Source organism: Pseudomonas sp. BYT-1 (assembly GCF_023611805.1).
GTDB classification, from domain to species: domain Bacteria; phylum Pseudomonadota; class Gammaproteobacteria; order Pseudomonadales; family Pseudomonadaceae; genus Aquipseudomonas; species Aquipseudomonas guariconensis.
The window spans coordinates 1,140,285-1,166,613 of record NZ_CP072559.1; the positions used below are offsets into that span (position 1 = coordinate 1,140,285).

Below are 26,329 nucleotides of genomic sequence, written 5' to 3' on the forward strand. Positions count from 1 at the left end.
GACATCACGCCTGGTTGTCTGTGCTGGCGCTTGAGCCGGACATTGTCGAGACGAACTGGCGCACCAGTTCCCCCGCGTCTCGTCGACACGCCAGGGCCACGGTGCTCGGGCAAGCCTCTTGCAACGGTATGAAACGCACCGAGGCCGGCGCGATGTCGCGCATGCAAGCTGGTAACAGCGCCACCCCGAATCCTGCCTGTATCAGCTGCAGTTGCGTGGTCTTGCGAGACACGACCTGGGCGGCGCGTGGAAAGAATCCTGCCTCCATGCACAACGAAGCGGACAGGTAGCTCAAGCCCCCTCGCTGTCGATGAGGGATGGAAATGAAACGCTCATCTCGCAATCGCGCCAGTGCCACCTGGGGGGCGTCGGCCAGTGGATGGTCTGCCGCCACGGCCAAGAGCAATGGCTCGCTGAACAGGGCATGGATCTCCACCTCCTGGTGCTGGCGCAGCACCGGCAGACGCAACAGGCCGAGTTCGAGCCGGCCTTCGGCGATGTCTTCCAGTTGGGCCTCGGAGGACTGCTGTGCAATCTCCAGGGACACGCCAGGATTGTTGTTCAGGTAGCTGCCCAGGCTCGCCAAGAGCCGGCCGGTCAAGGGGACGGTGCTGGAGTGATTGAGGCGCAGACTGCCGCGCAGGCCCTGGCCGATCTCCTGGGCCAGGCGCTCGGCTTGGTCCAGATCGGCCAGCAGGCGCTGCGCGCGATCGAGAAAGGCCAGGCCAGCCGAGGTCAGCCGAGGCTGGCGGGCAGTTCGCTCGAACAAAGGCGTACCGAGCTGATGTTCCAGCTCCTTGATCTGACGGCTTAGCGCAGACTGGGCGATGTACAGCCGCTCGGCGGCCGCGCTGAAGCTGCCGCTCTGGGCTATTTCAACGAAGTAGCGCAACTGGCGGATGGAAGTCATGAAATGCCTTTTCGAGATATCTGAGGGTGAAAAGGCATATTAGTCGGCATGGCTCGTGGCTGGCTAACCTGTCTCGGTGTTTTCAGGAGTCATGCCGATGCTTGCTCAATTGCCGTTTTCAGGTCTCGACTGGCTGCCCATCCTGCTGGGGGTAGGCGTGGCCTACATCGTGTTCGGTATCGCCGGTTTCGGTACGGCGTTGGTGGCGGGGCCGGTGCTGATCCACTTCATGCCATTGTCGCGGATCATTCCGTTGCTAGTGCTGCTGGACTTCGTCGCGGCCTTTGGCAACTGGTTGCCATCGCGCCAGTCGGTGGTGCGTGGCGAACTGCTGCGCTTGCTGCCGTGCATGGCGCTGGGCTGTACCTTGGGCGTGGTCTTTCTGCTACGCCTGAAATCGGACCTTCTGCTGTTGCTGATGGGCCTGTTCGTGACCGGGTATGCGTTGTATAGCCTGGCCGTAAAGGTGCGGCCGGCGCGACTCGCAGGCGCCTGGGCGGTGCCGATGGGCACGGCGGGTGGGCTGTTCGGCGCCTTGTTCGGCAGCGGTGGCTTTCTGTATGCGATCTACCTCAATGCCCGGCTGGATTCAACGGAACAGGCAAGGGCGACCCAGAGTGCGCTCATCAGTTGCAGTACTGTTGTGCGCCTGTCGTTGTTTGTTGCTGCCGGGGTATACGCCGATGCCAGCCTGTTGTTTGTCGCGGCCTGCCTGCTGCCGGTGATGGCTGCCGGGCTGTGGCTGGGGCGGCACCTGTCCTTGAGGCTGTCCCGCGAAGCCTTCGTGCGTGTGGTCACCTGGCTGGTGCTGGGCAGTGGCGTGGCGTTGATCGGTCGCTACCTGGGCGGCTGAGCGGTAGAATCTCGCTATTACCGCAGTCCGCAGGCCCGTTTCGTTCATGAACACCCAGAGCATCATCGTTCCCAAACTCTCCACCGTCCCGGTCCACGAAGCCCGTGCCCGGGCGATCCTGCGCTGGTTGGTGCGCGAGAAGATCGTCGAGGAGCAGCTCAGCACCTGTGGGCGCACCGGCAATCGCATGGGGTACGCCTTGGCCCAGGGCGCACGCAAGGTCGCGTTGCATCCGGAACGACTCCCCTTCGGCGAGCAGATCAACGGCCTGGAGGTGATGCTCAAGCGCTGCATCTATACACCGACCGAGGGCTTTCTCGAAGAAGCGGGTTGCCCTGAGTGTCGGCGCGAAATCGGCGAGCCGCTGTTCGAGAGCCTGGAGGAGTGGATGCCTGGGGTGAGCGACAACTTCACCTGCCCGCTGTGCGGCTTCGAGGACGACATCAACGGCTTTTTGTTCCTGCAGCCGTGCGCCTTTTCCAACCTGGGGTTCATCTTCAACAACTGGGGCGAGGCCGGGTTCACCCAGGCCTTTCTCGACAGCTTCGCCGACTGGTTGGACCAGCCGGTGGCGGTGGTGCAGGTCAACTGCCAGCCATAAGTGGCAAGCGACAGCAAAAGCGCAGACGTGGGTGGAGTGAATCTCGTCGCTTGCCGCTTGTAACTTGGAGCTTGAATTGCATTGAGCGGCGCGCCGTGGATGAGTATAATGGCGCGCTTCCATTTTTCCCGCCCGGGAGCCCCCGCGATGCTGCGTATCAGCCAAGAAGCCCTGACCTTCGACGATATTCTCCTTGTACCTGGCTATTCTGAGGTACTGCCCAATGAAGTCAGTCTCAAGACCCGTTTGACCCGCGGCATCGAGCTGAACATTCCCCTGGTTTCCGCCGCCATGGATACCGTGACCGAAGCGCGCCTGGCCATCGCCATGGCCCAGGAAGGCGGCATCGGCATCATCCACAAGAACATGACCATCGAGCAGCAAGCTGCCGAAGTGCGCAAGGTCAAGAAGTTCGAGGCTGGCGTGGTCAAGGACCCGATCACCATCGACGCCGACGCCACCGTGCGCGACCTGTTCGACCTGACCCGCCTGAACAACATCTCCGGTGTTCCAGTGCTGGAGAACGGCGACCTGGTCGGCATCGTCACCTCCCGTGACGTGCGCTTCGAAAGCCGTCTGGACGCCAAGGTTCGTGAAGTGATGACGCCCAAAGAGCGTCTGGTCACCGTGCGCGAAGGCGCCGACAAGAACGAAGTCCGCGAGCTGCTGCACAAGCACCGCCTGGAAAAAGTCCTGATCGTCGACGACAAGTTCAGCCTCAAGGGCATGATGACCGTCAAGGACATCGAAAAAGCCAAGGCCTACCCGCTGGCCAGCAAGGACGACCAAGGTCGTCTGCGCGTCGGCGCTGCGGTCGGCACCGGCAAGGATACCGGCGAGCGCGTTGCCGCCCTGGTTGCCGCCGGCGTTGACGTGGTGGTGGTCGACACCGCCCACGGCCACAGCAAGGGCGTGATCGATCGCGTTCGCTGGGTCAAAGAGACCTACCCGCAAGTGCAGGTGATCGGCGGCAATATCGCCACCGGCGCCGCTGCCAAAGCCCTGGCCGAAGCCGGCGCTGACGCGGTCAAGGTCGGTATTGGCCCGGGCTCGATCTGCACCACCCGTATCGTCGCCGGTGTCGGTGTGCCGCAGATCAGCGCCATCGCCAACGTCGCCGCCGCACTGGAAGGCACTGGCGTACCGCTGATCGCCGACGGTGGCATCCGCTTCTCCGGTGACCTGTCCAAGGCCATCGTCGCTGGCGCCTCCTGCGTCATGATGGGTTCGATGTTCGCCGGCACCGAAGAGGCGCCGGGTGAGGTCGAGCTGTTCCAGGGCCGTTCCTACAAGGCTTACCGCGGCATGGGCTCGCTGGGCGCCATGGCACAGGCCCAAGGCTCCTCGGACCGTTACTTCCAGGACTCCTCGGCTGGCGCCGAGAAGCTGGTTCCGGAAGGCATCGAAGGCCGTGTGCCGTACAAGGGCGCCCTGGCTGCGATCATCCACCAACTGATGGGTGGCCTGCGTTCTTCCATGGGCTACACCGGCAGCGCGACCATCGAAGAGATGCGCACCAAGCCTGAATTCGTGCGCATCACCGGTGCCGGCATGGCCGAGTCCCATGTGCATGACGTGCAGATCACCAAAGAAGCCCCTAACTACCGCGTAGGCTAAGGCTTCCAGCAATACCTGTTAGCGGGGCTGTCACGACAGCCCCGCGTCGTTTCCGATTTCCACTGACGAGATTGAGTCATGGCCCTCGACATTCACGCTCACCGCATCCTGATCCTCGATTTCGGTTCCCAGTACACCCAGTTGATCGCCCGCCGCGTGCGCGAGATCGGTGTCTACTGCGAACTGCACCCGTTCGACATGGACGATGAAGCGATCCGCGAATTCAACCCACGCGGCATCATCCTCGCTGGCGGCCCCGAGTCGGTCCACGAAGCCAACAGCCCGCGCGCACCGCAAGCGGTCTTCGACCTGAACGTGCCGGTACTGGGCATCTGCTACGGCATGCAGACCATGGCCGAGCAGATGGGCGGCAAGGTCGAAGGTTCCGACCTGCGCGAGTTCGGTTACGCCCGTGTTGATGTGGTCGGCAAGAGCCGCCTGCTCGACGGTATCGAAGACCACGTTGATGACGACGGTGTACTGGGTCTGGACGTTTGGATGAGCCACGGCGACAAGGTCACCCAGATGCCGGGCAACTTCCACGTGCTGGCCAGCACCCCGAGCTGCCCGATCGCCGGCATGTTCGACGACGCGCGTGGCTACTACGGCGTGCAGTTCCACCCGGAAGTGACCCACACCAAGCAGGGCGGTCGCATCCTGTCCCGCTTCGTCCAGGACATCTGCGGCTGCGAGGCCCTGTGGACCCCGTCCAACATCGTTGAAGACGCCATCGCCCAGGTCCGTGAGCAAGTCGGCTCGGCCAACGTGCTGCTGGGCCTGTCCGGCGGTGTCGACTCCTCGGTGGTCGCCGCGCTGCTGCACCGCGCCATCGGCGACCAACTGACCTGCGTCTTCGTCGACAACGGCCTGCTGCGCTTGCACGAAGGCGACCAAGTGATGGCCATGTTCAAGGAGAACATGGGCGTCAAGGTGATCCGCGCCGATGCCGAGCAGCAGTTCCTCGACAACCTGGCCGGCGAAACCGACCCGGAGAAGAAGCGCAAGATCATCGGTCGCACCTTCATCGACGTGTTCGATGCCGAAGCCAGCAAGCTGGAGAACATCCAGTTCCTTGCCCAGGGCACCATCTACCCGGACGTGATCGAGTCGGCGGGCGCCAAGAGCGGCAAGGCCCATGTGATCAAGTCGCACCACAACGTTGGCGGCCTGCCGGAAGAAATGAACCTCAAGCTGGTCGAGCCACTGCGCGAGCTGTTCAAGGACGAAGTACGCAAGATCGGCCTGGAACTGGGCCTGCCGTACGACATGGTCTACCGTCACCCGTTCCCGGGCCCAGGCCTGGGCGTGCGTATCCTGGGTGAAGTGAAGAAGGAATACGCCGACCTGCTGCGTCGCGCTGACCATATCTTCATCGAAGAACTGCGCAAGGCCGACTGGTACCACAAGACCAGCCAGGCATTCGTGGTCTTCCAGCCGGTCAAGTCGGTCGGCGTCGTTGGCGATGGCCGTCGCTACGCCTGGGTCGTGGCCCTGCGCGCCGTCGAGACCGTGGACTTCATGACCGCTCGCTGGGCGCACCTGCCATACGAGCTGCTGGAAACCGTCAGCGGCCGTATCATCAACGAGATCGACGGCATCTCCCGCGTCACCTACGACGTGTCGAGCAAGCCGCCAGCGACCATCGAGTGGGAATGACCGGCTTGCCGGAGTAACCCGGCAACTGAAGCGCCAACAAAAAGCCCGCATATCTGCGGGCTTTTTGTTGGGCGCGCCGCAGCGGATGGCGGGTTCTCAGCAGGTGGTAAATAGTTGGATTTTTAAGAATCGACAGACTTCGCATGCTATGGCCTTCATTGCGAAGGACTGTCGAAATGACCGAGCGAAGCGTTTTCCAGGATTTATACGACGAAGTAACTGCCTCCAGGCAGGAAGCGAGTGGGCCTTTTTTATTGAAGGACTTCGTGAACCAGCAGGCATTGGACTATCCATCGCCGCGCAAATTCGCCCATGACGTGGCCAAGGCCTATGTATTGCAAGCGTTGGCGCTGGATGTCGACCCTGATGATCTGTTCATCACGACCTTGTATATCGATGCCTGGGATGAGGGTGATCAACGCGCAAACATCGCATCGTCCATGACCTTGACCGATGCCCTGATGCGTAATTGGCAGCAACAGGGTGATGGCAGCCTCTTTAGTCATCTTGGGACATTGGAGGCGTTCAGGGTCGAGGGCTATCCCACGGTCATCAGCGAGGCGCCTCTGCCGTTGGATAACTGCTTTGCCTATGAGGCGATCTATCGCAAGACCACGCCTCAGCGCTTTTCCAGTGATACGCAAGTCCGCCTGGACCCGAAGCAGTTCAAACATTTCGCCTGGGAGGCCGATCTTCAAGCGAACTATCTGAGGCACTTGAAGAACTTCTGGCGTCTTCATGAGCGCGATTACAACTTGCTGATCAAGGCATCGGTGCTCAGGGCTGCCTTTGTTCAGCATGAAGAAGGTTCGCTGACGCTCAATGACAAGTACATGGTGCTCAGGGCCTTGGGGCTTGAGGTGTCCACCACTTGGGAAACACTGACTTACCAGGCGTTCGAACAAGCGGCGCTCGATCAGCATGTCGTTAGCATTCGCGAGCTCTTGGTTTATCGCTATACGGCGAGCGACATTATTGTCTTCAAGGATGAACAGTCCGGACGCCTGCTGGTTTACATCCCCGGCAATTCTTCGCCGCTGCAGGGTTTTGAGGATATGGCAGCGCTTTGCGACTGGTTCGCCCTGCAGTGCAGATTCACTCAGCGACGCACGGTTCTGGAAGGTCATTTCAAGGCCGAAGACGACCCGGACGGGATATTCGTGTCAGGCCTAAAGACAGCGCTGTTGGGGCTGGGGGCTTTTCCCTCTTGGCATGTGGGCAATTACTCCCGCTGGAATCCGCACGATGAAATTAGCCTCGGCCCCGCTCTACATCCTTGGCCGTTCACACATTTCAAAAACTCTCTGAAAAGCCGTCTGCAGTCCGATGCCGTGCGGCTGATTCGAAGCCGTGCCGCTTACAATCAAGGGGTCGCAGGCGAGGTACTGTCCACCGCATTGACTGTCACCAGTATCGTTGCAATGGCGATCCCGGCACTTTGGCTGCCCGTGGCAACGATGTCCGCTGCGCTGATCGGCTTGGGAGCCGATGAGGTCGTCAACGGCACGGTCGAGGATCAGGCGCAAGGCAAGCGCCGCATCGTCTTTGGCATTCTCAACGCTGTGCCAGCCACCTTGGAGCTGGCCAAGGCTGCAGGCGCTGCGGCGCGGGTAGGCGATACGGTCACCCCAGGGGCTGCGGACGAGATAGGGCAAAAGGCAAATACGCTCACCCCCCAGGAAAAACTGGAAAATGCCACTACGGCAGAGCAGCAGGAGCAAGAGATTGCCCGTCAGCGAGAAGAGCGGGCCAACGAATCGGCCGATGAGCGAATGGCCCGTCGCGCGCATGAAGAGACGCAAAGGCAGGCGCGCGCCAACCTCCATGCTCAAACCTTTGACAGTGTAAAGGCGTTCGGTATCGAGCCCGACGGCCTTCGTTCATTGTCACCCCAACTGCGCGATGAACTGGCCAAGTTCGAATACAACGGGCCGCTGGGCGAGGGCGGCAAATGGGTGGTGGATGATTTCGGTGCTGTCTATCAGGAAACCGACGCAGCTTCCGGAGTCCTCACTCGCTACGCTCGGGTACATGCCAAGGTCTACCGTGTCGAGCGCATCGAGCGCGCAGGGCAGTACAGAATCGTTTCTCCATACGAGGCCGATATCCAAGGCCCCTATATCAAACGGTTGAAGGGGTTTTATTCCGATATCGATGTCAAACCTGGCCTGCGCGGTGGTGAGAGTTTCATCGAGGTGACAGCGCAGGCTGAGCCGTTGCCGGAGCGTGTCAAACCGGGCATTACCCTGGTTCGTGCACATCCTCCCGTACAGATCGAAGTGCCCCTGGATGGTATCGAGGTGCGCCCGGCGTTCGAAGAAGAACAACAGATAGACACGTATTACGCGATGAACTCCGCCGAGGGCACGCGCGTCACTTTCGATGCTGATATCGGGGGATGGAAATCTTATGATGGAAAGGTCCACTGGCTGAACAATAAGGGTGTCTGGAAGCAAGGCAGTGTGAAGTCGTTTCTTGCGGCTCGGGCATCGCTTCGGTTCGGCGTGCGTTATGAGATCTACACGTTTCCTCGTATTCCGGGCGTCTCGCAGGAGGCCCGTGCGATCAACCGGGAAGTTCACCAGATTTGGCTTGGTGAGCGAGGGCCCAGGGGAGAATTGATTGAAACGATGAAGACGAACATTCGTGCCAATCCTGGCTTGAAGTTCACGCTGCATCTGGACGTCGATAATGCCGCGTTCACGGGTGAACTGGATCGGTTGAAACAGGCGTTCGCCGAGTTTCCCAACATGGTGGTTTCAGAGCTGAGGGACGAGCCGTTTTTCTTCAAGTTTCTTACCGATAATGAAACCGTGGTGCCTTATCGTTACTTTCGCAGTGGCACCGGACAAAATCTGGCGGCCGCTTCGGATATCTTGAGGTATCGCCTGATTCACGAATACGGCGGTCTCTACATGGATTGTGATGACGTCATGGTCGGGGCGTTCGAAGACGCTGAACTCTATGCGGGGCCGGATGATGTATTGACCGGTGGGGCAGTCTCGTCACCAAGAATGGGCTTTTACGGCCCAGGTAACAGCCATTTTGCAAGTCACGCCGGTAATCCGGTCCTGCAGGAGATCCAGCAGGCGGCCTATCGTCGTTGGATCAATGAGATCGACGCACTGCGGGAGCTGGAAAGTTCCCGCGGGCTAAACGCTGACGGGACCAATCCCTATATGCGCAAGATCTTTGCAATCAGTGGTCCTCAGATGTTCCTCGACACACTTAAGCGCGTACGTCCAGATTACGCGGACCTGCTTGACGATGTGTTGAAGCCCAAGGCGGGGATGCGTTCTCTGGCGTATCTCGAATTTCGAGATGCTGCCGTTGATTTCTATGCCCCCTTTGGGTGGCGGTTGAAAATCCGGGCAGGAGCGGAGAATTCCTGGAGTGCGACGGTGGGACAGGCGGGCAATTGATAGCGAGGCGCGTAGAGGGTTATGGGGAGTCAGGCCTTTTGCGCGCTCCCGCTGCGACAAGGTGATCCAGTCGCCCGCTCAATACTTCACTTAATCTTTCGCAAATGCAGGTGTATCGTATTCGCCCTTCATTGCCAGCACTGCTGGCAGACTGATTGCGCAGAAACGAGGTACCCGCACCGATGTCCTTTACCCGTCGACAAATGCTCAAGGGCCTGACCGGCCTTGCCGTGGTTGGCTTGGGCGCCGGAGGCGCGGCGCGTTACTGGTTGGGCAAAGTCGAGGACGAGAACGCCGGGCACGATTATGAACTGATCGCTGCTCCGCTGGACGTGGAGCTGGTGCCGGGGTTCAAAACCCAGGCCTGGGCCTTTGGCCCCTCGGCGCCAGGTACTGAACTGCGTGTCCGTCAGGGCACCTGGTTGCGGGTGCGCTTCATCAATCACCTGCCCGTGGAAACGACCATCCATTGGCATGGCATCCGTCTGCCGCTGGAAATGGACGGGGTGCCCTACGTTTCGCAATTGCCAGTCAAGCCGGGCGAGTTCTTCGACTACAAGTTCCGTGTGCCCGATGCTGGCAGCTACTGGTACCACCCCCACGTCAGCAGTTCCGAAGAGCTGGGGCGTGGCCTGGTCGGTCCGTTGATCGTCGAGGAGCGCGAGCCTACCGGTTTCCTGCATGAGCGGACCTTGAGCCTGAAGAACTGGCACGTGGACGAACAGGGGGGCTGGCTGCCGTTCAGTATCCCTCGCGAAGCCGCGCGCAACGGTACGGCTGGGCGCCTGATCACCATCAACGGCCAGGCGGACGCGGTCACCGAGCTGCCGGCAGGCCAGGTGGTGCGGGTGCGTCTGTTGAACCTGGACAACACCTGGACCTACCGCATCAACCTCAAGGGCAACTGCGAGGCGCGGGTGTACGCGCTCGATGGCAATCCCGTCACTCCGCGCGTATTGGAAGAGGATTACTGGCTCGGCCCAGGCATGCGCATTTGCCTGGCGATCCGCATCCCCGAGGCAGGCGAGGAGATTTCTCTGCGTGACGGCTTCGTGCGCTTGGGGACCCTGCGTTCGGTGGCCAGCGACCAGGCGCCGGGGGATTGGCCCAAGGCGCTACCGGCCAACCCGATCGCCGAGCCGGACTTGGAGAATGCGCAAAAGCTCAACTTCAATTTCGAATGGGCCGGCAAGGTGTCGGTGGATACCGACAACGGTCGTCCACCGAGCTTGTGGCAGATCAACGGTCAGGCCTGGGACATCACCGACAAGACCTGCGCCGATCGCCCGATCGCCACGCTAAAGAAGGGCAAGAGTTACATCTTCGAATTGAAAAACATGACCCAGTACCAGCATCCCATTCATTTGCATGGCATGAGTTTCAAGGTAATTGCGTCCAATCGCCGCAAGATCGTCGAACCTTGGTTCACCGATACCTATTTGCTGGGCAAGAACGAGCGCGCCCAGGTAGCGCTGGTGGCTGATAACCCTGGTACCTGGATGTTCCATTGCCATGTGATCGACCACATGGAAACCGGCCTTATGGCCGCGATAGCGGTGGTCTGATGCGTCCGCAGATCATCGATCGCAGCCGCGATCAGGAATTCATGCAATTAGCCCTGGAACTCGCCGCACAGGGGGCGGCCATGGGCGAGGTGCCGGTTGGCGCGGTGCTGGTGCAGCATGGCCAGGTCATCGGACAGGGCTTCAACCGTCCTATCACCGACAGCGATCCCAGTGCGCACGCCGAGATGGTAGCTATCCGTGCGGCCGCGCAGGCCGCCAGCAACTACCGACTGCCCGGCAGTACGCTGTACGTGACACTGGAGCCGTGCAGCATGTGCGCCGGGCTGATCGTGCATTCGCGCATTGCGCGGGTGGTTTATGGCGCGTTGGAGCCCAAGGCCGGGATCGTGCAGAGCCAGGGGCAGTTCTTCACCCAGGGCTTTTTGAATCATCGGGTGATGTTCGAGGGAGGGGTATTGGCCGAGGCGTGCGGGCAGATTCTGAGCGATTTCTTCAAGGCACGGCGGGCCAAGTGCTAGCAACGCCTGTGCGTCACATCGGCGAGGGCTGTTCGGCCGGCTTGTCCTTGTTGACCCCCGGCACGTGCAGGTTGCCTTCGGCCACCTGCCCCTCGAGCTGCGGCTGGGTCACCCAGGTAAGGATGTCGTAGTAACGGCGGATGTTGGCCACGAAGTGCACCGGTTCGCCACCGCGGGCATAGCCGTAGCGGGTCTTGCGGTACCACTGCTTCTGCGACAGGCGCGGCAGCATTTTCTTCACGTCCAGCCACTTGTTCGGATTCAGGCCTTCTCGTTTGGCTAGCATGCGTGCGTCTTCCAGGTGGCCGCTGCCGACGTTGTAGGCGGCCAGGGCGAACCAGGTGCGATCCGGTTCCTTGATGCTCTCGTCGAGCTGGTCCTTGACGAGCATGAAATATTTGGCGCCGCCCTGGATGCTCTGTTTCGGGTCCAGGCGATTGGACACGCCCATGGCCTGGGCGGTGCGTTGGGTCAGCATCATCAAGCCGCGCACGCCGGTCTTGGAGGTAACCTCCGGCTGCCACATCGATTCCTGGTAACCGATCGCCGCCAGCAGGCGCCAGTCCACCTGCTCGGCCTTGGCGGTGGTGCGAAAATGCTTCTCGTACTTGGGCAAGCGCTGCTGCAAGTGTTGAGCGAAGGTGTAGGCCCCGACATAGCCGAGCACGTCGACATGGCCGTAGTAGCGATCCTTCAGGCGCTGAAGGGTGCCGTTCTTCTGCGACTTGTCGAGAAACTCGTTGACCTCGTTGAGCAGGCTGTTGTCTTCGCCGGCGGCAACCGCCCAGCGTTGATCGCGGGAATCCCCCAGGTCGAAGGCCACTCGGACGTTGGGGAAGTAGACCTGGTTCATGGCCAGTTCGTTGGAATCCACCAAGGTCAGGTCGATCTGGCCTTCATCGACCATGCGCAGTAGATCAACGACCTCGACCGCGTCGGACTCTTCGTATACCAGGGCAGGATTCTGCTTTTTCAGTTCGGCCAGTTGATCGGCGTGGCTGCTGCCCTTGAGCACCATGATCTTCTTGCCGATGAGCCCCTTGACGTTGGTGGGGCGTGAGCGGCCGTTGCGGTAGATGACCTGCGGGGTCACCTCAAGGTAAGGGTGGGAGAACCTTGCCTGGGCCGTGCGTTTTTCGCTGCTGACCAGTCCGGCGGCGGCCAGCACCGGGCCGGAGGGCTTGCCCAGCTGGTCGAACAGTTCATCGAGGCTGTCGGCGGTCTCGATCTCGAGTTTCACGCCCAGTTCGTCGGCAAAACGCTTGACCAGTTCGTACTCGAAACCGGTTTCACCGTTGCGGTCCTGGAAATAGGTGGCGGGGCTGTTGCGGGTTATCACGCGCAGCACGCCGTCCTCCTTGACGCGCTCGAGGGTGCTGGGTTTTTCAACACAGGCACCGAGCAGCAGGAAGAGTCCGGTTGCGAAGAGCCATCTGGCGCAGCGCTGGCGCAAAGCAGTGAGGGCGAACATAGGTTGCAGTATACGCAAAGGACCGGTCCCGCCATATCTCGACAATGGTTGGCAGGTCTGCTAGCTGATTCAGGCGGCAAGCGATAAGCGAAAAGCGGACCGTGGCGGCCTGCATTTTCTTTGCGCTTGAGGCTTGCCGCTTGAAGCGATATTTCTGACCCCGAAGTCCGGTTCCGCCGCCCGGCAGCATTGGCTTAGAGCGGGTGCCGAAAGTCTGCGAATTAGGCTAGAATGCACGGCCTCTAAGCACACCCCTTCCTGAGGCTGTCCCGACGATGTTGATCCTGCGCGGCGCTCCTGCCCTTTCTGCCTTCCGCCACGGTAAGTTACTCGAGCAACTGAGCCAGAAAGTCCCCGCTGTTACTGGTTTGTATGCCGAATTCGCCCACTTCGCCGATGTCGATGGCGAGCTGACCGCCGACCAGCAGCAGGTGCTGGGGCGTCTGCTCAAGTACGGTCCGAGCGTTCCGGTCCAGGAGCCGGCCGGTCGCCTGTTCCTGGTGGTCCCGCGCTTGGGCACCATCTCGCCCTGGGCCAGCAAGGCCAGTGACATCGCCCATAACTGCGGCCTGCAGAGCATCCAGCGCCTGGAGCGCGGTATCGCCTACTACGTCGCCGGGGAGCTGTCCGATGCCGACGTCGCGCTGATCGCCGCCGAGCTGCACGACCGCATGACCCAGCGCGTGCTGGCCCGTCTGGAGGACGCAGCGGACCTGTTCAGCCACGCCCAGCCCAAGCCGATGACCTCCGTGGACATTCTCGGCGGTGGCCGTGCCGCACTGGCCCAGGCCAACGTCGACCTGGGCCTGGCCCTGGCCGAAGACGAGATCGACTACCTGGTCAATGCCTTCCAGGGCCTCAAGCGCAACCCGAACGACATCGAGCTGATGATGTTCGCCCAGGCCAACTCCGAACACTGCCGCCACAAGATCTTCAACGCCAGTTGGGACATCGACGGCCAGGCTCAGGAAAAGAGCCTGTTCGGCATGATCAAGAACACCTACCAGATGCACAGCGAAGGCGTGCTGTCCGCGTACAAGGACAACGCCTCGGTCATCGTCGGCCACGTGGCGGGCCGCTTCTTCCCGAATCCTGAAACCCGCCAGTACGGCGCGGTCCAGGAGCCGGTGCATATCCTGATGAAGGTCGAGACCCACAACCACCCGACCGCCATCGCCCCGTTCTCCGGCGCCTCCACCGGCTCCGGCGGCGAGATCCGCGACGAAGGCGCCACCGGTCGTGGGGCCAAGCCCAAGGCCGGCCTGACCGGCTTCACCGTTTCCAACCTGCGCATCCCTGGCTTCGAACAGCCGTGGGAGCAGGCCTATGGCAAGCCGGGCCGTATCGTCGACGCTCTCGACATCATGGTCGAAGGCCCCCTGGGCGGCGCCGCATTCAACAACGAGTTCGGCCGTCCGGCCCTGACCGGCTACTTCCGTACCTTCGAGCAAGCCATCGACACCCCGCGCGGTGAAGAAGTGCGCGGCTACCACAAGCCGATCATGCTCGCCGGCGGTATGGGCAACATCCGTGAAGACCACGTGCAGAAGGGCGAAATCACTGTCGGCGCCAAGCTGATCGTGCTCGGCGGCCCGGCCATGCTGATCGGCCTGGGTGGCGGCGCGGCTTCGTCGGTTGCCACCGGCGCCAGCTCCGCCGACCTGGACTTCGCCTCGGTACAGCGCGAAAACCCGGAAATGGAACGCCGTTGCCAGGAGGTCATCGACCGCTGCTGGCAACTGGGCGACAAGAACCCGATCGCCTTCATCCATGACGTCGGCGCCGGTGGTATTTCCAACGCCTTCCCTGAACTGGTCAACGACGGTGGTCGCGGTGGGCGTTTCGAACTGCGCAACGTGCCCAACGACGAGCCGGGCATGGCCCCGCACGAGATCTGGAGCAACGAGTCCCAGGAACGTTACGTGCTTGCGGTCAGCGCCGAGGACTTCGAGCGCTTCAAGGCCATCTGCGAGCGCGAGCGGTGCCCGTTCGCCGTGGTCGGCGAAGCCACCGAGGAGAAACACCTCACCGTCACCGACAGCCATTTCGACAACACCCCGGTGGACATGCCGCTGGATGTGCTGCTCGGCAAGCCGCCGCGCATGCACCGCTCGGTCACCCGTGAAGCCGAGCTGGGCGATGACTTCGACCCGAGCACGCTGGACCTGGACAACGCCGTCGAGCGCGTCCTGCACCACCCGGCCGTTGCCAGCAAGAGCTTCCTGATCACCATCGGCGACCGCACCATCACCGGCCTGGTCGCCCGCGATCAGATGGTCGGCCCGTGGCAGGTCCCGGTGGCCGACTGCGCCGTCACCGCCACCAGCTTCGACGTCTACACCGGCGAAGCCATGGCCATGGGCGAGCGCACCCCGCTGGCCCTGCTCGATGCCCCAGCCTCTGGCCGTATGGCCATCGGCGAAGTATTGACCAACCTGGCCGGTGCCCGTATCGAGAAGCTCTCCGACATCAAACTGTCGGCCAACTGGATGTCCGCGGCTGGGCACCCGGGTGAAGACGCCCGCCTGTACGACACCGTCAAGGCCGTCGGCATGGAGCTGTGCCCTGAGCTGGGCCTGACCATTCCGGTGGGCAAGGACTCCATGTCGATGAAGACCAAATGGAGCGAGGACGGCGTCGAGAAGAGCGTCACCGCACCGATGTCGCTGATCGTCAGCGGCTTCGCACCGGTGGTCGACATCCGTGACACCCTGACGCCGCAACTGCGCATGGACAAGGGCGAGACCGACCTGATCCTGATCGACCTGGGCCGCGGCAAGAACCGCATGGGCGCCTCGATCCTGGCCCAGACCTTCGGCAAGCTCGGCGCCCAGGCACCGGACGTCGACGACCCAGAGGATCTCAAGGCCTTCTTCGCAGTGGTTCAGGGCCTGAACGCCGACGGCCACCTGCTGGCCTACCACGACCGTTCCGACGGCGGCCTGCTGACCACCGTGCTGGAGATGGCCTTCGCTGGCCACTGCGGTCTGGACCTGCAACTCGATCCGCTGACCGACAGCAAAGGCGACGTACCGGCCATTCTCTTCAACGAAGAGCTGGGCGCGGTCATCCAGGTTCGCCAGGACGCCACCCCGGACGTGCTGGCACAGTTCAGCGCCGCTGGCCTGGGCGACTGCGTCGCGGTGATCGGTAAACCGGTCAACAACGGTGAAGTGTCCATCAGCCTCAATGGCGAAGTGCTGTTCGACGACCAGCGTCGTCTGCTGCAGCGCCAGTGGGCCGAGACCAGCTACCAGATCCAGCGCCTGCGTGACAACGCCGATTGCGCTGACCAGGAATACGACGTCCTGCTGGAAGAAGAAAACCCAGGCCTGTCGGTCAAGCTGGGCTTCGACGTCAACGACGACATCGCAGCGCCGTACATCAAGAAGGGCGTGCGCCCGCAAGTGGCCATCCTGCGCGAGCAGGGCGTCAACGGCCAGGTCGAGATGGCTGCCGCCTTCGACCGCGCAGGCTTTGCCGCCATCGATGTGCACATGAGCGACATTCTCGCCGGTCGTGTCGACTTCGCCGAGTTCAAGGGCCTGGTGGCCTGCGGTGGCTTCTCCTACGGTGACGTGTTGGGCGCCGGTGAAGGCTGGGCCAAGTCGGCGCTGTTCAACAGCCGTGCCCGTGAAGCCTTCCAGGCGTTCTTCGAGCGTAACGACAGCTTCGCCCTGGGCGTGTGCAATGGTTGCCAGATGATGTCCAACCTGCACGAACTCATCCCGGGCACCGAGTACTGGCCGCACTTCGTGCGCAACCGTTCGGAGCAGTTCGAGGCGCGGGTGGCGATGGTCGAGGTGCAGAAGTCCAACTCGATCTTCCTGCAGGGCATGGCCGGTTCGCACATGCCGATTGCCATCGCCCACGGTGAAGGCCATGCCGAGTTCGCCAGCGAGGAAGCCCTGTTGGAAGCGGACCTGTCCGGTTGCGTGGCCCTGCGCTTTGTCGACAACCACGGCAAGGTCACCGAGGCCTACCCGGCCAACCCGAACGGCTCGCCGCGCGGCATCACCGGTCTCACCAGCCGCGACGGTCGCGTGACCATTATGATGCCGCACCCTGAGCGTGTATTCCGTGCCGTGCAGAACTCCTGGCGTCCGGACGAGTGGCAGGAAGACGGCGCCTGGATGCGCATGTTCCGCAATGCGCGCGTCTGGGTGAACTAAACGTGTACAAGCTCGCCTTCTTCGTGCCGCCGAGCCATGTGGAAGTGGTCAAGGCCGCTGTGTTCGCCGCAGGCGGCGGACGCATCGGCGACTATGACCACTGTGCCTGGCAGACGCAGGGCCTGGGCCAGTTCCGCCCGTTGGACGGCAGCCAGCCGTACCTCGGGCAGACCGGTCAGGTCGAGCAGGTGGAGGAGTGGAAGGTCGAGCTGGTGGTGGCGGATGAGTTGATCGCCCAAGTCGTCGCCGCGCTCAAGGCGAGCCACCCGTACGAGACGCCAGCCTACGAGGTCTGGCGGCTCGCCGAGTTCTGAACCCGTTCGTGTGATATCCCAGGGGCCGCTATGCAGCCCATCGCAGCGCGCTCGACGCTTGCGATGGGACGCGTAGCGGCCCTTTCTACAGGCATCAGCCGATGCCGATCTCTCCTCCATCGTTGCGTTGAATCACCACGGTCGACGACCGAGGCCGCACGCGGCTGCCCGTGGGGGTGGCGTCGGTAGCGATGTCACTGCGGGGCCAGTTGGCCGGATGCTGGATGTTGACGAACAACGTCTTGTTGTCGGGAGTGAAGGTGATGCCAGTCACTTCGCAGCCGTTCGGCCCGACGAAGAAGCGGCGCAAGTCTGCCTGGTTGCGGGCATCGATCGGCACTTGCCTGCCGTTTGCGTCCACCAGATCGGTGGGGATCACCGCGAGCAACTGGTCATTGGTATAGCGGGTCACGCTCGATTCGCTGTTGTCGGTCTCGAACCACAGCACACCGCGGCTATCGAAACTCATTCCATCGGGGCTGGCGAACTGGTTCAGTTCGGTCAGGCCCGAACGATTGATGTCGGCACCGCCATCGGCATTGGCGCCAAAGACGAAGATGTCCCAGGTGAAGCTGCGCTGATCGTCGCTGTCGTGCCAACGGATGATGTGGCCGTGGCGGTTCGGGCCGCGTGGGTTGGCCGCATCGACCTTGGCCGGTGTGCGTTCGCTGTTGTTGGTCAGGGTGACATAGGCGTCACCATTGAGGGGATTGACCGCCGTCCACTCCGGGCGGTCCATGGGCGTTGCGCCCACGGCATCGCCAGCACCCCGGGTGTTGAGAATGATCCCGGCCAGGTCGCCGTACAGCGCACCCAAGGTGCTGCCGCCGGTGGTGGCTGTGCCGGGGGCGAGCAACAGCCAGTGGCCGGTGCCGTCGGCATCGAAGCGCGCCACGTAGAGCTTTCCGTGGTCCAGGTACTTGGCGCCGGTGGCCAGTCGATCGCTCGGGTTGGCGTCGGCAGGGTCCCAGACAGCGTCAGAGACGAACTTGTACAGGTATTCATTGTTGGAGTCGTCGCCCATGTACCAGACCAGCGGCTTGCCGGCTACCGCCAGGCCAGGACAGCAGCCCTCATGGCGGAACCGGCCCAGCGCGGTGCGTTTGACGGCGCGCGTGCGGGCGTCGTACGGGTCGATCTCGACGATGTAGCCGTAAGTGCTGGCTTCGTTGCGGTAGTCCTCGGTGGCACTGGCGCCGCGAGGGGTGATGTCGAAGCGGGCGAACTCGTCGTTGGCTTCGCTGCGGTCACCTGCGGCGCTCTCCCAGCCGTACTGGCCGCTCGAGGTGGCCACGCCGATGCGCACTTGGTCGGCAGGGCGGGTGCCCTTGTTGACGAAGATGCCGGGCCAGTTCTCCTCGCACGTGAGGTAAGTGCCCCAGGGTGTATAGCCGTTACCGCAGTTGTTGTTGGTGCCACGGCACTGGGTGCCGGTGGGCGAGAATCGGGTCTTGACGTGCTCGCTGCCGCGCAGAGGGCCGGCGATCTCCATCAGCGAGGCGGTGGTGAAGCGGCGGTTGAGCGGGTCATTGTCGACCACCTGCCAGCGCCCGTTGAGTTTGCGCAGGCGAACCACGCCGGCGCCGTGGGCGTTGATTTCCTTGCGCACTTCTTCGGCCGGGCGCTTGCCATTGGCAGAGGTGGTCGGGCCGTTCGGGTGCAGCGCGGCAGGGTCGATGTATTCGAAGTTGATTGCCAGCAGGCCATCGTCGGAACTGCCACCGATGGGAAAGAAGTGCATGCCGTCGTGGTGCATGCCCATGGCGTTGGCCTGATCTGTGGATGTGTTACTGCCGTCGGCTTTCCAGGGGCTGGCCTTGCTGTTCAACGGTGTGCCCCAGGGCGCCAGTACATAGGCGCTGTAGCCGGCGGCCACGGCGCAGCCATCGGTACGCGAGCCGGGGATCGACTGGAACCCCAGTCTGGGCCTGGGAGTGGCGGGACGGGCCGGAGCGGGCGTGCCTTGGTTGGCGCCACTGCCCAGGCAGCCGGTCAGGCCTGCCCCTGCGATCAGCGCGATGGCCGCCCCCAAGCTGCCGCGCATGACGCTGCGCCGGCTCAGGTAGGCATCCATGACACTGGCCATGGGCAGGTTGCCGCTGGAGTTGCGATCAAGGTTATCGCCGCTTTCTCGACTCATCAGGGTGTCCTTGCGTTGCTGAGTGGAAGGAAGACCGCGACTTTGAACGCAAAGTATGACGATTTTTTGGCAAAACCATGAAAGGGTCGCCGAAACCCGTTCGTCACGGCCAGGATTGGTTTTCAAGATGTGTGATGGATGGCCTTGCCCTCGAAAACGAGCAGGCATGCCTGCTCGTGCCACGGTTGGCCTAGCGGCGCTTCTGCTCGATGTGCGAGGCCCATTGCTCCGTGCGGTTGTGTCCACTGGTGCGTACCAGGCCCAGATCCAGTGGGTTGTCGCCCTCGGCCGCGCCTTTGTCCTTGGCCAGCTCGGCGATGGCTGTCCCCAGGTCGACCGGCGAGTTGGACGCGTCGATCGAGACATCTCGACGGTAGTCGGTGCCCGAGAGGGTTTGGCGGGTGACGGAGGCTGCATCCAGCTCGACAGAGCCGTTTGCCGACAGCAAGCGCGCACCCACCAGCTTCGCATCGCCACCGATCTTGAGGGCGATGCCGTCGGTGCCCTTGAAGGTGGCTTGATGGGCCACGGTGTCGCGCTGTTGATGGGACAGGTCCAGCTTGAAGGTAGGGGACAAGCCGGGCTCGGCCTGGCTCAGGGCGGAGCTGGTCTTATTGCCGACTTTGCCTGATGCCGGGCCCGCCAGGGCTTTGGCCGCGTTGGTATAGCTTTGTGGGTTCTTCTCTTGGCTCAAGCGCGCATCTACCCCGACGGTCAGGGTATCGATGCGGTCCTTGCGACTGGCCAGCAACAGGTCGCCGCCAACCGAACCCTGGATACGTCCGGCTCCCAGGCTGGTACCTTCGAAGCGGGCATCGCCCTGGGTGTACAGGTTGATGTGGTCTGCGCGTAGGGTGTTGGCATTCCAGGTCTGGTTGTCGCGTTTATCGAGGTCGAGCTTGATCCGGCCATACAGGCCGCGGCTGTCGAGTTCGCCTCGGCTGAGGGTCAGGCCGGCGCCGCCGGTGATGTCCAGGTTACTGCGCTTGTCCTGGTTGCCTGAAGCCTCTAGCAGCAGGCCGCCATTGGGCGTCTGCAGATCGAGCCGCGTGGCCGAGACGTGCAGACCTTGCGCGTGCAGGGCGACGTCCTCGCGGGCGCGGCTGCTCATGTGCACTTCTGCGCGGGTGTCGATGCGCGCGTCGACCGCTTGGTTGGCGTCTTCATCCAGTTTTGCATGGGTGAAGTGGCCGCCCAGGGCGCCCCCCTTGCTGTTACCCGTCTTGGCGGCCAGTTCCAGGCCTCCACCGATCTTGCCGCCACTGGCCGTTTGGGTATTGCGGGCGGCCTTGATCTGCAGCAAGCCATCGCTGTCCAGGCGGACCTCGCCTGTGGGCGCCTCCCGGCTGCCGATACGGGTGCCTTCGAGCAGCAGGTCGCCGCCGCTTTTGAGGATGACGTCGCCTTTGGCGTCGATCTGCGCGACGTGGGCGTTACCCGATTGGCGTTGCTCGCGCTCGCGGTCAAGATAGCCACGCCCCTCAAGGCCTGTGCTGCCGGGGCGATTGCCGCCCTTGAGCCAGGCGTTGCCGGTGAGCTGGAGCGATTGCTTGGATGTGCTGTCGGTCGCGGCGGCAAAGGTCAAGCTGCCGGTACTCTGGGCGCTGAAGGCGCCGTTGCCTGCATCGACGCGCGTGCCTTCATAGAGGCCCGGGCCTGCGAGCTGGATCTGGACGCCTTGTTGGCCGAACAGCCCGCCAGGGCGTGCGGTGAGCTGGGTTTGCGTTTTATCCACAGAGCCTCCCTTACCTGCGCCGCGGCCATTGATGTCCTGCCCGGTACTGGTGTCCACGCGTAGGTCGCCCCCGGCATCCAGGCGCTGAAGGGTGTCGGACTGGGAATCGCTGGCCGCTTTCAGTTGATGGCGCCCGGCGTCGATCTTCAGCGTGCCGGCAGTGGCTCGCCATTGAGTGCCTTGGTCCTCGATCCGGTCGGCCTTGACATGGACCGAGGCACCGGTGAATTCGCTGACCTGTGCATAGCCTCGTCGCTGGTTTTCCAGGCGCTTGATGTGCTCGACAGTCAGGTCGCCGCCGATGCTGGGGGCGGCCAGGGCATCCTCGACCGAGGCTTGTTGGAAGCGCGCAGCCTCCTCGCCTTGGACCAGGCGCTCGATGGGCCGGGTCAGGTCGCGGTATTCCAAGCTGGCGCCAAGGCCGGCGCGCCAGTCGGTGGCATCCTGCTTGCGCTCTTTGAGGTCTTCAACGGCCCGGTTGTCGATCTGCCCTGCGTTGACCTGCAAGGTCCCGCCTGCCTCCACCCGGGCGGCGTCGCTGGCAAGGTTTGCGGTAGAGAGCGTCAGATCGCCCTTGGCCAGCAGTTCGCTGCGCACGGCCGTGCTGTCGTTTTCGACGGTGGTGTTCTGGCGACGCTGGCCTGTCGTGGCGCTGCCCAGCCGGTCGATGCCACCCGAGACTGTGAGGCCTCCTTCGCTGCGGATCTTTTCGGTGGTCGATCGGACGGTATCGTGCGTTGCGCCGAGGGAGATTTTCGCGCCCTGGGCGGTGAGCGTGCCGGCGGTGGCCTGGGCCCTGGAGCCATCGACCTGTAGGTGAGCGCCGCTGTCGAGGCTTACCGTTGCCCCTTTGAGTTCACTGGGTGTCTGCATCGTCTGATCGGCCTGCTGTTGGGTGTTGGTGACCTGGTACCCCAGGCTCGCTTCGAACTGGCGCGAATCCGCCTTACCGTCCTGGGCATCCTGGGTCTGGCGGGCGCTGGCTTTCAGCCCGCGCTGTACCTGCTGGGTTTCGCTGTGGGTCTGGGCTTGCGCGCTGGCGATCAGCAGGTCGCCCTTGGCCTGCACCTGCAGCGTTTTGCCTGCCGTGGCCTTGGCGCCGATCAGGCGCATCTCTTCAGCACTGGCCAGGCGCAGGTCGCTGGTGGCGTTCAGGTCGCTGACGATTGCTTGCTCCTGGCGCGTGGTGCGTGTCTGGTCGCTACCGAACAGGCCAAACAGCTTGCTGTCGCGCTCGTGCTCGGTCGTGGTGATGCGGTTGCGATCGGCCTCGATGGCCAGCAGGCCCTTTTCGCTGAACAGGACCGAATCGCCCTGGCTGCTCAAGGTACTGCCCTTGACCGTGACCTGATCGGCGATGATGTCGAGATCGCCTCCTACCTTGAGCTCGCTGCCGGCCACCGTCTGACCCTGGCGTTCGTTGCCATCGCGTGAACCGAAGAAGGCGCCGGAGACCAGATCGCCCCGATAGTCGCGTTGTGTGCCTGTGTCCTGCAGGGTGGTCGTGGTCACGCTCACCTGGCCGGCCTTGAATAGGGTGTCGCCCTGGCTTTGCAGGCGGCTGCCCTGCACCTTGAGCGTATCGCCGGCGGTCATCACGATGCGTCCGCCTTCCAGCTGGCTGGCGTTGGCGGTTTCCTTGTAGCGGTCGGTATCGCTGTCGCCGCGCCACAGGTGCTTGCGGTGGCGCACCTGTTCTTCGATCCGTTGACTGTCGATGCCGGCTTCGACATCGAGCTTGGCCGCGCTGTCGAGCCTCAGCTCGCCTCGGGTTCGAAGGTCCGCCGCCACCAGGCGCATGTCATCGCCTGATTGCAGTGCGATCCCTTCGTCGGCGTGCAGCAGTGTCCCTTGTTGCTGACGGTCGGTGGTGGTGCGCTTGCGGTTGTAGGTCTCGGTGGTGACGAAGAGGAACTTGTTGTTCCATTGTTCATGATCGCGCTGGAGGCTTTCCCGAGTCTTGGCGTCCAGGGTCAATTTGTTGCCGGCGGTGAATTCGATACGCCCGGCTTTGGCCTCGACGGTGTCGAGCGTCAGGTCGCCAGCTGCGGTCAACGCCAGTTCACCCTGCTCGGTGCGCAGACGCGCACGTTCATCGGCGGTGCCGCTGACGTGCAGGGTGCCTGAAGAACGGACGCTGATGCCATTATCCGCGCTCAATGGGGAAGGGCCCACGCGTACACCTGCACCTTCGGCAGTGCTTACCACCCGGATGCGCCCGGCACGCATGGCGCCGAACAGGCTGGCATCGATGCTGGCCGGGGCGCTGGGCAGGTGCTGAATGATTTGCCCGTCCTGGGCATCGATGCGATTTCGCCCGACAGTCAGGTTCAGATCTGTGCGGGCTTCGAGCGCCCCGTGCTGATCGATGCGTGGGGCGATCAGCTCCAGCGCCGCCTCGCGGTTGGATTGTCCGCCTTCGAGCACCTGCAGGGTACCGCTGGCGTTCAGGGTATCGAGAAAGCGGATCTGTTGATCCTGGATGTCCGGCGTGCCGACCAGCAGTCCGGCACGTGTGGTGTTGATGAAGCTGCCGCCATTGAGGGTGATGCCGTTGGGGTTGGCCAGGATGTAGTCGGCGGCGCGACCGAAAATCTCCTGCGGTCCCTCGATCAGCGAGGCGTTGCGGCTGACGACTTCGTTGAGGATGGTCGACGCGGCCTGGCCCTGGAATTGTGGATTGGCGTTCAGGGCTCCGACCAGTTGTGATTGGCCAGGCCGCAAGGCGTTGTTGAGCACCACGCCGGGCTTGGCGACGTTGTAGTCGAGGAACTGATTGTGGGACAGGCCGCGGGCGTTAGGGGCGACGATGTCGATCACCGGTACGCCGTGGTTATTGTTGACGACCGGCGTACCGCCGGGCCCGGTGGTTGGTTGCAGGCCATCTGCGGCCACGGCGCAGGAGCATGTCACCAGGGCGATGAAAATGGCCCAGCGCAAGACATCCGGGCTCACCGAGTGGGGGTGGGTAGTAAGGGTCACTGTTTTTTCTCTTTTGTTGTGTGATCAGAGACTCAGGGTCCACTCCAGGACCCAGAGGCCAGGTTCCAGCGAGCGGCGGTTGCGTTCGCTGGCGTACAGGGCTCGTTGATAGTCCAGGCGCAGGTGATTGGCGGGAGGCCCTAGCACTACACCCAGGGCGCCCCCTGCGATCCGTTGGGGAGCGCTGGCGGGGGTGAAGCGGGTCCAGCCCAGGTCCAGGCCCAGGTGAGGGCGTATCTCCAATGTCCGGGAGAAGGGCAGGGGCTGGCTGAAGGTGTTGCGCCAGACCGCGCCGCTGGCACCGGCGACCGTGTCCTGACGCCAGCCGCGAACGGCGGCGTCGTCGCTAAGCAGCAATTGCTCGATGGCCGGAAGCGGTTGCTCGCTGTACTGAAGGTTCAACTCGCTCTGCCAACGCCAGGGCCATTGCGCAGGCCCCTGGCGCAAATGCACGAAGCTGGCCCGGTACTTGCGCCAATGCGTTTGGGCAGCCCTTTCCGAGGGCAGCAGTGAATGCTCGGCGCCAAACCAGTCCAGGTTCTGGGACACGCCCACATAGGCGTTCCACAGTCCCCCTTCGAGCCACAGCAGGTTGAGGCCGGCCTCGAAGGTGGTCAGCGTCGGGCTTTGCTGCGCGATCGCCGTGTGTTGAATGCGGTTGACCAGTTGCTTGCGGTCCAGTCGGGCGAGCGCACTCAACATCCCTTGGCTGTTGCGCCATAGCAGGCGTTCCACGCTCAGGCCCTGGAGATGGCTTTCGCCGGTGCTGACCTGACGCCGTTGTGGCAGGGGAGCGCGATAACGCATCCAGCTGGCGTTCACGGCCAGGCTCCACGGGCCGTAGGGCACGCTGTAATAGAGGTTCACACCTTGGCTTTGGCCGGGGGCGTCGAACACGGTCGAGGCCACGCCCAGGCGTAGGTCGTCGTTCAAGCCCAGTGGGCTGTCCAGTCCCAACCCAAGGTTGAGGCGATGACGACCGGTCAGGTCGCTGCCACGGTTGTCCAGGCGGCTGTCCAGGTGCCAGCGCGAACCGGTGCGGCGCGGCTGGATGACCACGCGTGTACCACTTTGGATCTCGCCCGGTAGCAGGTCGGCGTTCAAGTCGTAGGCCCGCAGGCGATTGAGCTGGTCCAGGCCTTGCTCGAGTGCGGGCAGGTACAAGGGCTGACCGAGCAGGTCGGGAAAGGCGCCTCGCAAGGAAAGCGGCAGGTCGGTACCGGCCAGTTCGATGGATTCGACGAAGCCTTCGACGATGACGATAGCCAGTGGCTTGCCGGCCTGGGGCCGATGCGCCAGGTAAGGGCGGCTGGCCGGATAACCTGCCTGGACGTAGCTGTCGGTGATGGCCCTGAGCAGCGTGTTGACGTCGTCGACGCTCAGGCAAGGGCGCCACAGGGGACGCAGGACCGCTTCCAGCTGCTGATTCGATAGCACTCGGTTCCCGCTCAGGCGTAACCCGGCGGTGGGCCAGCAGTGTGAATCTGCGCGAGTAGGTGGGGCAGGGTCGACCCGTACCGGGCCTGGCTGACGACGGCGTTGCCATCGCTCGAGGCGCTGCCGGCGTTCTTGAAGCTGCAGGGTGCGTTGTTGCTCGCGTAGTTGCGAGGTGGCGGGATCGTTGGCCCACGCAGTTGGGTGGACCATCAAGGCAAGGGCCAGGCTGGCCAGTATTGGCCTGGCGAAGCGACGCAAGGAAGTCGACATGGAGAAGCCCCGCAATGGCTGCACGTATGTGCTTTTTTGCGGGGATTCTAAGAATCCGACTTACCGTTTGGATGCGGTCCCGTACCCATCTGGGCGTCAGGTGGGGGTGGGTTTAATGTGTGTAATTTCCTACAAAGTTAATCGAATTGTAGGAATCAGGGACGGATCTCGATCAAGGTCCCGTCCTTGACCATGTCCCAGACCTCGCGCATGTCATTGTTGCGCATGGCGATGCAGCCTTCGGTCCAGTCCAGGGTATGGAAGTACCACTCCGGGTAGTCCTCGTTGATCGGCGTGCCATGGATCATGATCATGCCGCCTGGGCTCACGCCCTCGCGGCGGGCGCGGGCGGCATCGCTGATGTTCGGGTAGGAAATGTGCATGGCCAGGTTGAAGCGGTCACTGACCTTGCGCCAGTCAAGCCAGTACAGGCCTTCGGGCGTCTTGCTGTCACCTTCGCGCTCTTTGGTGCCTTTGGGTTGTTTGCCCAGGGAGATGCGGTAGGTCTTGAGTGGCTCGCCGCGGCTGATCAGTTGCAGGCGGCGCTCGGACTTGATCACCAGGACCTTGTCGATCAGCGGTTGGTTGGCGACCGCAGACGGTTCGACAGGCTTGCGAATGATGGTCTCGGTGAAGGCGGCCTGGGACACCGATGCAACGGAAAGGCAGAAAAGGGCAAGCAACCAACGCATGAAACCGTATCCC

Annotated in this window: 15 protein-coding genes; 9 read left to right on the forward strand and 6 right to left on the reverse strand. The window is 62.8% G+C overall.

The genetic code is table 11. From position 1 onward, the window contains the following. Positions 1 to 4 precede the first annotated feature (4 nt). The gene (locus J5X93_RS05180; protein ID WP_043210629.1) at positions 5 to 910 is read right to left on the reverse strand and encodes a LysR substrate-binding domain-containing protein; all 906 of its coding nucleotides are present in this window, start codon (positions 908 to 910) and stop codon (positions 5 to 7) included. Between the two features lie 97 nt (positions 911 to 1,007). Here J5X93_RS05180 and J5X93_RS05185 point away from each other — a divergent pair, with 97 nt between their 5' ends. The 7 genes from J5X93_RS05185 (at position 1,008) to tadA (ending at position 11,103) form a co-directional block, all read left to right on the forward strand. Then, positions 1,008 to 1,763 carry a sulfite exporter TauE/SafE family protein gene (locus J5X93_RS05185; RefSeq protein ID WP_043210627.1) on the forward strand — a complete coding sequence of 252 codons (756 nt, stop codon included), beginning with the start codon at positions 1,008 to 1,010 and terminating at the stop codon, positions 1,761 to 1,763. Between the two features lie 46 nt (positions 1,764 to 1,809). After that, positions 1,810 to 2,364, forward strand: coding sequence for a sugar ABC transporter ATPase (locus J5X93_RS05190; RefSeq protein WP_090346696.1), 555 nt, complete (start codon positions 1,810 to 1,812; stop codon positions 2,362 to 2,364). Between the two features lie 147 nt (positions 2,365 to 2,511). After that, positions 2,512 to 3,981, forward strand: coding sequence for an IMP dehydrogenase (gene guaB, locus J5X93_RS05195; protein WP_043210622.1), 1,470 nt, complete (start codon positions 2,512 to 2,514; stop codon positions 3,979 to 3,981). 78 nt (positions 3,982 to 4,059) lie between these two features. After that, complete coding sequence (guaA, locus tag J5X93_RS05200; RefSeq protein WP_070574734.1) at positions 4,060 to 5,637, forward strand: glutamine-hydrolyzing GMP synthase; 1,578 nt, start codon at positions 4,060 to 4,062, stop codon at positions 5,635 to 5,637. Between the two features lie 176 nt (positions 5,638 to 5,813). Beyond that, positions 5,814 to 9,059, forward strand: coding sequence for a dermonecrotic toxin domain-containing protein (locus J5X93_RS05205; RefSeq protein ID WP_250034525.1), 3,246 nt, complete (start codon positions 5,814 to 5,816; stop codon positions 9,057 to 9,059). Between the two features lie 182 nt (positions 9,060 to 9,241). Continuing rightward, positions 9,242 to 10,624: a multicopper oxidase family protein gene (locus tag J5X93_RS05210; RefSeq protein WP_043212423.1), complete on the forward strand. Its 1,383-nt coding sequence runs from the start codon at positions 9,242 to 9,244 to the stop codon at positions 10,622 to 10,624. After that, entirely contained in the window at positions 10,624 to 11,103 is a 480-nt protein-coding gene (gene tadA / locus J5X93_RS05215) for a tRNA adenosine(34) deaminase TadA (RefSeq protein ID WP_043212425.1), read from the forward strand. Before J5X93_RS05210 ends, tadA begins: the two co-directional genes overlap by 1 nt. A gap of 13 nt (positions 11,104 to 11,116) precedes the next feature. Here tadA and mltF read toward each other — a convergent pair whose 3' ends face one another. After that, the gene (gene mltF, locus J5X93_RS05220; RefSeq protein WP_043212426.1) at positions 11,117 to 12,574 is read right to left on the reverse strand and encodes a membrane-bound lytic murein transglycosylase MltF; all 1,458 of its coding nucleotides are present in this window, start codon (positions 12,572 to 12,574) and stop codon (positions 11,117 to 11,119) included. 275 nt (positions 12,575 to 12,849) lie between these two features. Here mltF and purL point away from each other — a divergent pair, with 275 nt between their 5' ends. Both purL and J5X93_RS05230 read left to right on the forward strand, forming a co-directional pair. Beyond that, a complete protein-coding gene (gene purL, locus J5X93_RS05225) occupies positions 12,850 to 16,746 on the forward strand; it encodes a phosphoribosylformylglycinamidine synthase (RefSeq protein WP_043212430.1) in 3,897 nt (1,298 codons plus the stop codon). A 2-nt stretch (positions 16,747 to 16,748) separates the two neighbouring features. Then, entirely contained in the window at positions 16,749 to 17,060 is a 312-nt protein-coding gene (locus J5X93_RS05230; RefSeq protein WP_043212432.1) for a YqfO family protein, read from the forward strand. Between the two features lie 94 nt (positions 17,061 to 17,154). Here the strand turns inward: J5X93_RS05230 and J5X93_RS05235 are convergent, their stop codons facing one another. From J5X93_RS05235 to J5X93_RS05250, 4 genes are all read right to left on the reverse strand, one after another. Then, positions 17,155 to 19,200 carry a PhoX family protein gene (locus tag J5X93_RS05235; protein ID WP_182941677.1) on the reverse strand — a complete coding sequence of 682 codons (2,046 nt, stop codon included), beginning with the start codon at positions 19,198 to 19,200 and terminating at the stop codon, positions 17,155 to 17,157. Between the two features lie 190 nt (positions 19,201 to 19,390). Further along, the gene (locus J5X93_RS05240; RefSeq protein ID WP_250034533.1) at positions 19,391 to 23,917 is read right to left on the reverse strand and encodes a hemagglutinin repeat-containing protein; all 4,527 of its coding nucleotides are present in this window, start codon (positions 23,915 to 23,917) and stop codon (positions 19,391 to 19,393) included. A 24-nt stretch (positions 23,918 to 23,941) separates the two neighbouring features. Next, positions 23,942 to 25,624 carry a ShlB/FhaC/HecB family hemolysin secretion/activation protein gene (locus tag J5X93_RS05245; RefSeq protein WP_102082416.1) on the reverse strand — a complete coding sequence of 561 codons (1,683 nt, stop codon included), beginning with the start codon at positions 25,622 to 25,624 and terminating at the stop codon, positions 23,942 to 23,944. Positions 25,625 to 25,779: 155 nt separating this feature from the next. After that, complete coding sequence (locus J5X93_RS05250) at positions 25,780 to 26,316, reverse strand: L,D-transpeptidase family protein (protein WP_043212440.1); 537 nt, start codon at positions 26,314 to 26,316, stop codon at positions 25,780 to 25,782. Between the last annotated feature and the right edge of the window lie 13 nt (positions 26,317 to 26,329).